The organism is Candidatus Cloacimonadota bacterium (genome assembly GCA_034661015.1).
GTDB lineage: Bacteria > Cloacimonadota > Cloacimonadia > JGIOTU-2 > JGIOTU-2 > JAYEKN01.
This window is the reverse complement of sequence record JAYEKN010000229.1, coordinates 1-10,297: the sequence shown is the minus strand read 5'-3', so window position 1 is coordinate 10,297 and position 10,297 is coordinate 1. Positions and strand designations below refer to the sequence as shown.

The following is a 10,297-nucleotide window of genomic DNA, read 5'->3' as shown; positions in this document are numbered from 1 at the left end:
AGTGTACATCCGTAAAGTAGCCTTCTCAAGAAGTCACGGACCATTCCGTGACTAATTGAAAAAATTATCTATTAAGTTAATTAGCGTTATATTTGTGAGTTGGAAAATCTTAAGTCAAGTTCAAAAAAACGGAATTTAACTCAAGATTTTCCTTTACGGATGGACTCTGATTAGAGTGCATCCGTAAACTCATAATTTCAATTAACTATTTTGAAACCGTTAAAACGGTTAATGCTTTTTTATTTCATTAACCACCAACTTACCTGTCTTGGCGAAGTGAAACGAAGACAGAAGTTGGTGGTTAATAAGAAGATAGTAACTTTCAACCGATTCATCGGTTTCCAATCCTCAATAGGAGATGACTGGGGTGAGGTCGAAAAATCTTAAGCCAATTATTCAGCCTGCGGATTAACTCAAGTTTTTGGGGTTTAATATCAAATTATAAAGCGACTTGGCGTGTTTTCGGAATATTTTCTTTGTTTTCTTTTTGATAAATAGGTTTGGAATTATTCAGAACAACATTTTCAGTTATTTCACAACCGACAATGTCTTTCCTGTCAGGCAAAGAATACATTATGTCATTCATTATTGATTCCATAATCGAGCGTAAACCTCGCGCACCTGATTTATGTTTGATTGCTTTTTCGGCAATACTATCCAATGCTTTTTCATCAAAGACCAGATTCACATCCTCGATCTTCAAAAGTGCTTCATACTGTTTTACAAGAGAATTTTTTGGTTCAACGAGAATTTTTACCAATGCTTCTTTATCCAATTCTGTTAAAGAGGTTTGAACAGGTAAACGACCGACTAATTCTGGTATAAGTCCATATTTCAGAAGGTCTTGCGGATGAACTTGTTTCAATATTTCGCTTTTATCTATATCACCCTGTCCGATCAGGTTTGCTCCAAATCCAATACTCTTCTTTTTGATACGTCGCTCAATGATCTTTTCCAGATTGTTGAAAGCACCGCCAACGATAAAGAGGATATTTTTTGTGTCAATTTCAATGAAGTCCTGATGAGGATGCTTTCTTCCGCCTTTTGGAGGAACATTTACTTTATCACCCTCCAATATTTTAAGGAAAGCCTGCTGGACACCTTCACCCGAAACATCTCGTGTAATCGAAGGAGTTTCGGATTTACGAGCAATTTTATCAATCTCATCTATGTAAATAATTCCACGCTGAGTTTTCTCAATATCATAATCTGCAGATTGTAACAAACGAACAAGGATATTTTCCACATCTTCACCTACATAACCGGCTTCTGTTAGGGTGGTTGCGTCAGCAATAGCAAATGGGACTTTTAAAAATCGAGCAAGTGTTTGAGCAATAAGTGTTTTTCCTGTACCGGTTGGACCGATCATAACAATATTGCTTTTTTCAAGTTCAACACCTTCGATCAGGTTGTGCTTGAAAATTCGTTTATAATGGTTGTAAACAGCTACGGCAATGGTTCTTTTTGCCTTTTCCTGTCCAATTACATATTCGTCGAGAAAATATTTTATCTGACTTGGAGTTGGAAGTTGAAAATTATCGTCAACCTTACCGTCTTCTTCTTTTTCAAGAATTGAATAGCAGATATTTACGCAATTGTTGCAAATATTTCCGTCAACTCCGCGAATAAGTTTTTTTACTTCGCTTCTTGTTTTCCCACAGAATGAGCATTTTTCGTTGTTCATAACTATTCCCTCTTAAATATAACTTTATCAATCAAGCCATAATTTTTTGCTTCTTCAGAGTCCATCCAAAAATTTCTGTCAGAATCTTTTTCGATTTTTTTCAGAATTTGTCCGGTGTGTTTTTTAAGTATTCGATTAAGCGTTTTTTTGATTTTCATTATTTCAATTGCCTGTATTTCAATATCGGAAGCTTGCCCTTGTGCTGCGCCTAATGGTTGGTGGATCATAATTCTGGAATTGGGAAGAGCAGAGCGCTTGCCGGCAGTACCGGAAGCGAGTAAAAGTGCTCCCATACTTGCTGCTTGTCCAATGCAGATCGTGTTTATATCAGGATTGATGTATTGCATTGTATCATAAATTGCCAGTCCGGAGGAGACAATACCACCGGGTGAATTTATATACATAAAAATATCATTTTTCGGGTCTTCCGCTTCTAAATGAAGAAGTTGGGCAATTATCGTATTTGCGACTACATCATTTAAAACTGGACCAACGAAGATGATTCTGTCTTTTAGTAGTCTGGAATAAATATCGTATGCTCTTTCGGATTTTCCCGAATGTTCGATAACCATTGGAATTAATGACATAAATTACCTCTTATTTTCCTTTTTCTGCTTCATGATTTTGTTCTTTAATCTTTTTTTCCTTTTTCTTCGGTTTAACAAACTTGGCTCTTTTTCCAATTTTTTTAATAATTTTTTCATTAATTATTGTTTGTTTAAATTCTTCGTCTTCGATTTTCTTTTTATACAATTTTTTGTATGATTCAAGTTCCATGTTCATTGCTTCGGCGGACTTTTTAATTTCTTCTTCAATTTCCTCATCAGTCAATACTATCTTTTCCAACTCCCGAAGTTTCTCCATAATAAAAAATTGTTTGAATTGCATTATTGCCAATTGCTTGTAACTTTGCTTGAATTGATTTATTTGCTGCTCATCCATCTTTTGAGCACCCTGCTGCTTCATCATATCAGACAAGTAATTCTCAATCAAGGACTCAGGAACTTCAAATTTATTTTCATCAATCAATTTTTGGAGAATTAATTTTATTACGGACTCTTCATTTTCTTCCTCTATAGATAATTCTAGACTGCTTTTAATGTCTTTCTTTAGGCTTGCAAGTGTATCAAAATCACTGGCATCTTTAGCAAATTCATCATCCAATTTTGGCAAAATGATTTTTTTCACGCTTGTTATTGTTAGTTCAATATCAGTGGATGCAGGCTTTTCATCCCGATTAGACGATGGCGTTAGAATAGTAGATTTAACAGCATCTCCGCTTTTTTTTCCGATTAGATCATTATCAAACTGTGCGCCTAATTGCCCTGAACCGACTAAATAGGGATATTCTTTTTTTGAATCAACAGTGTTTTCACTTGTGCCAAATTTTTGAACTGTGTAAAAGATTTTGTCAAATTTTTCAGCAGGAGAATCTTTTTCTTCGGTGTATGAATAATCCTTTTGAAGTTCCTCTAATTTTTCATCAATCATTTTTTTTGTAACTTTTTTAGGGACAAATTCAATTTCAAGATTATCGTAATTTTTTAATTCAACCCTTGGTTTCACTTCAAAAGTAAACTTTAGCTCCAAATCTTTTTTATCTTTCCATGACCAATCTTCGAGTGTACCTTGACCAATAGGTGAGACTCCATTTTCTTTTATTTTGATTCCGATAGCTTTCAGATAATATGTTGGAGCATATTCTTCGATAAAACCTGATTTCAATCCTTCACCATACATTTGTTCGATCATAGAAGTAGGTGCCTTGCCTTTTCTGAATCCGGGAATATTTACCTGTTTGCTATATTTTCGAATTACTTTTTTATAATCATCATTTGCTGTTTCCGATGATACTGTAACAATCAATCTTCTTTTACACTCACTAACTTTCTCTAAACTTGATTTCATTTAATCTCCGATATGTTTTTTTTAAAATGGTGCGAAAGAGGGGACTTGAACCCCTACAGGAAATTTCCCACTGGATCCTAAATCCAGCGCGTCTACCAATTCCGCCACTCTCGCATTAAATTATTTCCAAAATAACGTGCACGCTTTTCTTTGTTTTTTTCAACTTTTTTACCTACGAATCCAGAGAAATTACCGAGAAAGATTTTAGAAAAGTTTATCCTATCTTTTCTCTGCTTTTTGTCTGCACTGTGGAATGCTTTTATCTTTTTATTCCATCAGGGTGTTCTATATGGTTAACCTTTGAGCCTTGAAATATTGGATTGTAATTTATCCGCAATGTCTGTTAGCTCTTTTTGGTTATCCTTTTCTCGCTGAACAATTTCAGCGGGAGCATTATTAAGAAATTTCCGATTTTTCAATTTGCTTCCGACTTTGTCCAGAATTTTATTGATTTTATCTAATTTTACGTTAAGTCTTTCAACTTCTTTATCCACATCTATTACGCCTTCCAAAGGCATAAAAATTTCATTATTCTCAATTACAGTAGTAATAGATTTATAGGGTTTTTCAATTTCATTGCCAACCTCAAATTTATCAATTTTTGCCATTAACTTTAAATAACGATGGTTATCAAGTAAAATATTGCGAACGGTCTCATTCGCAGATTTTATAAAAATATTTACTTTTTTTCCAAGCGGGATATTCATATCTTTTCTGATGCTTCTGATTCCGATTATAGTTTTGATGATCAGTTCCATATCTTCGGCATCTTTATCAAAATCGCGATTGGTTAATTTTTTTGGAAATTCGGTCAGCATAATGGATTTTTTGTTTGCTTCCGGAAAAAATGATTTCAATCTTTGCCAGATTTCTTCAGTAAGAAAAGGCATTACCGGATGAAGCATTCGCAAAGAGTTATCAAGGATATTAAGCATTATATATTTTGCGGTTTGTTGGGAATCACGGTCGTCCGAGTTGTAGAATCTATCCTTAATTAATTCCAGATACCAGGCGCAGAATTCATTCCAGAAAAAATCATAAAGACGATGGGTTGTATCTTTAAAGCGATATTCTTCATAATCAGCGATGATCTGAGCAACCGCTTTGTTTAAACGTGATAAGATCCACTTGTCGGAAAGTTCCAATTTGAATTTATTTTTTTCGGGAATTCCTTCGACTTTTTCTGCATTCATAAAAATAAAACGAGCAGCGTTCCAGACTTTATTCGCAAAGTTTCTGCCGGTTTCTATAAGGGAGTCGGTATAAACTACATTTTCACCCTTTGGAGTGTTGAAAACCATGCTAAATCGAATTGCGTCAGCTCCGAATTGTTCGATAACATCAAGCGGATCTGGTGAATTGCCGAGTGATTTTGACATTTTTATACTTTTTTCATCGAGCACCGTTCCGTGAATGTAAACATTTTTAAATGGAATATTTTTCGTGAATTCCAGAGAAGCCATAACCATTCGGGCAACCCAGAAAAAGATAATTCCCGGATCAGTAACCAAAACATCGGTTGGGAAGAAATATTCTAATTCAGCGGTTTTTTGGGGCCAGCCCATTGTTGAGAATGGCCAAAGCCAGGATGAGAACCATGTATCCAGAACATCAGTTTCTTGTGTAAACGATTTTGAACCACATTCGGGGCAATTTTCCGGAATTTCTGCGGATACAATGGTTTTGCCACAATCATTACAATAATAAGCAGGGATTCTGTGTCCCCACCAAATTTGACGGGAAATGCACCAATCGTGAATATTCTCCAGCCAGTTATAATAAACTTTTTCCCATCTTGGAGTTTGGAACTTGATCATTCCATTTTTTACAACTTCAATAGCAGGTTTTGCCAAAGGTTTCATTTTGACGAACCACTGGGTGGAAAGATATGGCTCTATAACTGTTTTGCAGCGATAACAATGACCAACCGAATGCTGATAATCTTCAATTTTATTTAGAAGATTCAGGTCTTGCAAGTCTTTAACAACTTTTTTTCTGCAAGCAAATCGGTCTAAACCGTTATAAGTTTCACCTGCATTTTTGTTCATTATTCCTTTTTCGTCCATAATCAGAATTTGTTTCAGATTATGTCGGCGTCCCATCTCGAAATCGTTTGGATCGTGAGCAGGAGTAACTTTTACGCAGCCGGTACCAAATGCTTTTTCCACAAAATCATCTGCAATTATGGGAACTTCTCGTTCAACAAGTGGGATAATTACAGTTTTTCCGATCAAATGTTTAAATCTTTCATCAGTAGGATTGATTGCTACAGCAGTATCGCCGAGCATTGTTTCCGGTCTGGTTGTGGCAACCGTAATAAATTTATTCTTGGTATCTTTTATTGGATAATTAATATACCAGAGGTGGGATTGTTTGTCCTCATAATCCACTTCGTCATCGGAAAGAGCAGTTTCGCAGCGCGGGCACCAGTTAATAATGTATTTTCCTTTGTAGATTAATTTTTTTTCATAAAGACGGATAAAAACTTCATTGACAGCTTTTGAAAGTCCTTGATCCATTGTGAATCTTTCCCGCTGCCAATCGCAACTCGCACCTAATTTTTTCAGCTGACTAATTATTTTGCTTCCATTTTCCTCTTTCCATTTCCAAATCATCTCAACCAGTTTTTCTCTTCCGATATTGTAGCGGGTCTTTCCCTCTTTTTGCAATTCGCGTTCAACCACATTTTGGGTAGCAATTCCGGCGTGATCTGTTCCGGGTAACCACAAAGTTTCGTATCCCTGCAATTTTTTATATCTAACCATAATATCTTGTAAAGTATTATTGAGAACATGACCCATGTGCAAAATGCCGGTAACATTTGGCGGCGGGATTACGATCGTAAACGGTTGTTTTTTTGAATTTGCATCAGCACGAAAAAGGTTGTTTTCCAACCAGAATTTATACCACTTTTGTTCAATTTGGTTAGGGTTATAAATTTTTTCCATTAGATTTATCAATTCTCCTTATACTAACGAGATTTTATGTGATTTTTATTCGTATTTTCAATCAAGGATGCTTGAACTACGGTAAGCTTATAAATCGAGTAAATAATCAATATCTACTTCATCAACAGTTTCTTCCCGCATTTCTTCAATGATTTGCTTAAAGATCTGTCTGACTCTTTCCCGTGAAAGCCCGATTTCACGAGCTATTTCAGCAAAATTTTTGCCTTTGTCCGTATCACCGAATCCAAAAAAATCTTTAATTATTCTAGCATCACGCGGACTGAGAGTTTCCATTTTATGATTAATCTTGTCTTGCATTTTTTTTCGATAATATATACGCTTCGGATCAATGTTCTGGCTATAAAAGCTTTGAGTATCCTTACTGCTCACATCAAGCCTATCGAGAGCGTCATTATCGCCATAAATACTGTCTAAAGAAATGACTCTCGCTCTTTCATTCAAGATTTTTTCCGTGCGTTCTTCATCAATACCTAATTGTTCTGCGATTTCTTCAAGAGAAGCATTTTCGCCTTTTTTTGCTTTATGGTTTTTCTGAATCTTGCTTATTTTGTTGATAGTAGTAATTCTTTTTGAAGGAATTCTGATCAACCTGTTTTTTTCATATAAAGCATATTGAATGGTTTGTCTAATCCACCAAACCGCATAAGTAATCAACTTTGTTTCGCGAGTTGTATCAAATTTATTGATAGCCTTTATCAAACCGAGATTTCCTTCACTGATAAGTTCAGAAAGCGGAAGCCCTCTATTTTGAAATTTACTGGCGATTTTGACCACAAATTTCAAATTGCTGCGGATAAGTTTTTCCATTGCCATTTTATCCCCTTTCTGGGCTTTGATTAGAAGAATTTTTTCTTCCTCACGTGATAAAGGGTCTATATTTGCAATGTCTGCAAGATAATTTTGCAGTCCTTGATTATCAGCTGGATTCTCAACCATAAAATTTTCCCCCAGAGCAATACTTGATTAAGAGTTAAAAGTTAATTTGATAAAAAATTATTTCAAATAATTAATGAGTATAGAATTAATTGATTTCTGTGGCAATAACTTGAAAAGGATTTTTCCGAATTGAGTTTAAACAACCGAGATTTTTTGAGCATATCCGACAAATTTTCAAAAAATTGTAACAAAACTTTTCTGTTTTAATATTCAATAAAAGTTATAAAAAATGTTTATTTACATCATTAAATCAAATAAACTATGGTTTTTCGATTCTTCCATTTTTAATACATTTTGTGCAAACATTCATTTTTTTTACGGTTCCATCTATTCTCACACGTATTTTTTGCAAATTTGGATTCCACCGACGTCGACTCCTTTTGTCAGAAGCACTTCGTCTATTACCAAATATTGGTGTTACTCCGCATATTTCACATTTTTTAGACATAAAATTTCCTATTAATTTTTTTTTGAGATTGACATTTTTTTGAACTACGGAAATTCATAGCAAGTTTTTCAATAATAATTGTCGCACATGAGTCTCCTTTACATCTCAAATTTACTCATTTATTGAAAATAATTTTCATAAAGTGCTGTTGTATTAGCCGTACAGATGCATGAAAAAAAATGGGCTAAGTTGACAAAAAATCACACTTTTCGTGAAATAGATTTTTCAAAATCCAAAATTCAAAACAGGAGAATAATTGATGAAGAGAATATTTAGTGGAATTCAACCGAGCGGAAGATTGCATCTCGGCAATTATCTTGGTGCAATAAAAAATTGGTTGCCCTTGCAGGAAGAATATGAATGCATTTGGGGGATTGTGGATTATCATGCCATCACAGTTCCATTTGCACCGGAAAATTTGGAAAAGCGTGTTATAGATTGCGCTGCTACTTATCTCGCATGCGGATTAGACCCGAAGAAAAGCCATTTGATGATTCAGTCACAGGTAAAGGAACATACCGAACTGGCATGGATATTGAACACTATAACCCCGATTTCTTGGCTCGAACGAGTTCCAACATTTAAAGACAAATCCCGACATTTTAAAGATAGTATTAATATGGGATTGTTGGATTATCCTGTTTTGATGGCAGCAGATGTTCTTTTATATAAGGCAAGTGCTGTCCCAGTTGGGGAGGATCAGCTCCCGCACCTTGAACTTGCTCGTGAAATTGTAAGAAGATTTAATCACATTTTCGGTGATACCTTTCCGGAGCCGAAAGAGATTATTCGCCCAGGTTCGCTAATAAAAGGATTGGACGGAAATAATAAGATGAGTAAATCGCTTGATAATTGTATTTATCTTGATGAATCAGCTGATTCGATCCGGAAAAAGCTAGCAACTGCCGTAACCGATCCCCAGCGAGTGAGAAAATCAGATCCGGGCAATCCGGACGTTTGTAACCTTTATTCATTGCATAAATTATTTTCCTCTTCCGAAGAAATCGAATATGTAAATAAAGGCTGTAGAAAAGCCGAGATCGGTTGTGTGGAGTGTAAGAGGATTTTAGCAAAAAATATCAATGAAGAGCTACAACCAATCCGTGAGCGGATCAATGAACTGAAATCTGACACCGATTATATAAAAGATGTTTTGAGGGCAGGCGTAAAAATAAGCAGGGAAATCGCCAAAGATACAATAGATGAAGTGTATACAAGAATTGGAACCGGATACAATTTGCTCAAATAAATTGACAGAGAATTGGTATTTTAGATTTTCCGTCAACACAAAATAAGATAAATTAATTTAATGGAAAGTTATTTATGTATGTAATATTATTAGTTATTCATGTTATTATTTGTATCTCCCTAATAATCTCCGTTCTTTTGCAATCAAGCAAAGGCGGTGGTTTGGGAGGAGCTTTTGGTGGTGGCGGTGGCAACACTCTTTTTGGTAGTGAAGGTGCTTCATCATTTTTGAAGAAAGCAACTGAAGTTTTGGGCGTTTCATTTATGGTGGTTACTATTCTGCTTGCACTTTCTTCCGGAAATCAACGTTCAACCAAAGTCGGTGGAACCCTATCCGAGCAAGTGAAGCAGGAGATTGAAAAATCTCCTCAGGACAAAACCGATCAACCCGCAGCATTACCATCCGGTTTTGAAAAATTAACCGAACCTGAAGAAAATAAAGAGAACAAATAGAATTTATATTTAGTGCAGGAGTGGCGGAACTGGCAGACGCGCAAGACTAAGGATCTTGTGGGAGATTTCCTGTAGGGGTTCGAGTCCCCTCTTCTGCACCATTTTTTTTAAGCTACTCGCGCCCATGGCTCAATTGGATAGAGCATCTGATTACGGATCAGAAGGTTCCCTGTTCGAATCGGGGTGGGCGTACCACCTTTTAAAAAAAGCCTTTGCGAAAATTCCTATTTTTGCAAAGGCTTTTTTTTGTTATATTTTACAATTCTGAATTTTGGATTCAGGATATGGGGATAATGTAAAAAATATGGATTTCTGCCCCTCGTAGTTATCACTTTATGAAATTTAGGATAATAATTAGAGTCTATCCGTAAACTACTATTTTATCAATGGTTCCACCAGCTGGTGGATGATTCGACGCAGAAAAACACTGATTCGGCAGATAAACGCTGATACTACTCTTTTTGTAATTAAATTTTTTATCTGCGTAAATCATTTTTTTTCAGCGCTAATCTGCGTCCAATCTATACTTTACGGACAGACACTAATTATCAAGCCATCATCGGAATTACTTCACCATCTAAGCTAAGATATTTTTTCATCAAATTGGCTGTCAAACAAGAATGGACTGGTAAAATGCCGATTACATCTCCA

General features: G+C 35.5%; 9 protein-coding genes and 3 tRNA genes. 4 read left to right on the top strand and 8 right to left on the bottom strand.

What is annotated here, in order from left to right; all coding sequences use genetic code 11:
- Window positions 1–439: 439 nt before the first annotated feature.
- The 7 genes from clpX to rpmB form a co-directional block, all read right to left on the bottom strand.
- Complete coding sequence (clpX, locus tag U9P79_08635; protein ID MEA2104685.1) at window positions 440–1,684, bottom strand: ATP-dependent Clp protease ATP-binding subunit ClpX; 1,245 nt, start codon at window positions 1,682–1,684, stop codon at window positions 440–442.
- 2 nt (window positions 1,685–1,686) lie between these two features.
- Complete coding sequence (clpP, locus tag U9P79_08630; GenBank protein ID MEA2104684.1) at window positions 1,687–2,271, bottom strand: ATP-dependent Clp endopeptidase proteolytic subunit ClpP; 585 nt, start codon at window positions 2,269–2,271, stop codon at window positions 1,687–1,689.
- A gap of 10 nt (window positions 2,272–2,281) precedes the next feature.
- Window positions 2,282–3,592, bottom strand: a complete 1,311-nt coding sequence (gene tig / locus U9P79_08625; GenBank protein MEA2104683.1) for a trigger factor — start codon at window positions 3,590–3,592, stop codon at window positions 2,282–2,284.
- A gap of 27 nt (window positions 3,593–3,619) precedes the next feature.
- A tRNA-Leu gene (locus U9P79_08620) sits at window positions 3,620–3,706 on the bottom strand.
- A 179-nt stretch (window positions 3,707–3,885) separates the two neighbouring features.
- Window positions 3,886–6,540: a valine--tRNA ligase gene (locus U9P79_08615; protein MEA2104682.1), complete on the bottom strand. Its 2,655-nt coding sequence runs from the start codon at window positions 6,538–6,540 to the stop codon at window positions 3,886–3,888.
- Window positions 6,541–6,627: 87 nt separating this feature from the next.
- Window positions 6,628–7,497 (bottom strand): RNA polymerase sigma factor RpoD/SigA, encoded by an 870-nt coding sequence (locus U9P79_08610; GenBank protein MEA2104681.1) that lies wholly within the window; start codon window positions 7,495–7,497, stop codon window positions 6,628–6,630.
- A 259-nt stretch (window positions 7,498–7,756) separates the two neighbouring features.
- A complete protein-coding gene (gene rpmB / locus U9P79_08605) occupies window positions 7,757–7,945 on the bottom strand; it encodes a 50S ribosomal protein L28 (protein MEA2104680.1) in 189 nt (62 codons plus the stop codon).
- A gap of 259 nt (window positions 7,946–8,204) precedes the next feature.
- Here rpmB and trpS point away from each other — a divergent pair, with 259 nt between their 5' ends.
- From trpS to U9P79_08585, 4 genes are all read left to right on the top strand, one after another.
- Window positions 8,205–9,194, top strand: coding sequence for a tryptophan--tRNA ligase (trpS, locus tag U9P79_08600; GenBank protein ID MEA2104679.1), 990 nt, complete (start codon window positions 8,205–8,207; stop codon window positions 9,192–9,194).
- 74 nt (window positions 9,195–9,268) lie between these two features.
- Complete coding sequence (gene secG / locus U9P79_08595; GenBank protein ID MEA2104678.1) at window positions 9,269–9,646, top strand: preprotein translocase subunit SecG; 378 nt, start codon at window positions 9,269–9,271, stop codon at window positions 9,644–9,646.
- 14 nt (window positions 9,647–9,660) lie between these two features.
- A tRNA-Leu gene (locus tag U9P79_08590) sits at window positions 9,661–9,747 on the top strand.
- A gap of 17 nt (window positions 9,748–9,764) precedes the next feature.
- Window positions 9,765–9,841 (top strand) — tRNA-Arg (locus U9P79_08585).
- A 166-nt stretch (window positions 9,842–10,007) separates the two neighbouring features.
- On the opposite strand, the gene U9P79_08580 is transcribed toward U9P79_08585, so the two are convergent.
- Complete coding sequence (locus U9P79_08580) at window positions 10,008–10,139, bottom strand: hypothetical protein (GenBank protein MEA2104677.1); 132 nt, start codon at window positions 10,137–10,139, stop codon at window positions 10,008–10,010.
- Between the last annotated feature and the right edge of the window lie 158 nt (window positions 10,140–10,297).

Coding starts and splice junctions, on each gene's coding strand:
- U9P79_08610 (MEA2104681.1), bottom strand. CDS start 7,497: ATGGTTGAGAATCCAGCTGATAATCAAGGACTGCAAAATTATCTTGCA.
- clpX (MEA2104685.1), bottom strand. CDS start 1,684: ATGAACAACGAAAAATGCTCATTCTGTGGGAAAACAAGAAGCGAAGTA.
- secG (MEA2104678.1), top strand. CDS start 9,269: ATGTATGTAATATTATTAGTTATTCATGTTATTATTTGTATCTCCCTA.
- U9P79_08615 (MEA2104682.1), bottom strand. CDS start 6,540: ATGGAAAAAATTTATAACCCTAACCAAATTGAACAAAAGTGGTATAAA.
- trpS (MEA2104679.1), top strand. CDS start 8,205: ATGAAGAGAATATTTAGTGGAATTCAACCGAGCGGAAGATTGCATCTC.
- clpP (MEA2104684.1), bottom strand. CDS start 2,271: ATGTCATTAATTCCAATGGTTATCGAACATTCGGGAAAATCCGAAAGA.
- U9P79_08580 (MEA2104677.1), bottom strand. CDS start 10,139: ATGATTTACGCAGATAAAAAATTTAATTACAAAAAGAGTAGTATCAGC.
- rpmB (MEA2104680.1), bottom strand. CDS start 7,945: ATGTCTAAAAAATGTGAAATATGCGGAGTAACACCAATATTTGGTAAT.
- tig (MEA2104683.1), bottom strand. CDS start 3,592: ATGAAATCAAGTTTAGAGAAAGTTAGTGAGTGTAAAAGAAGATTGATT.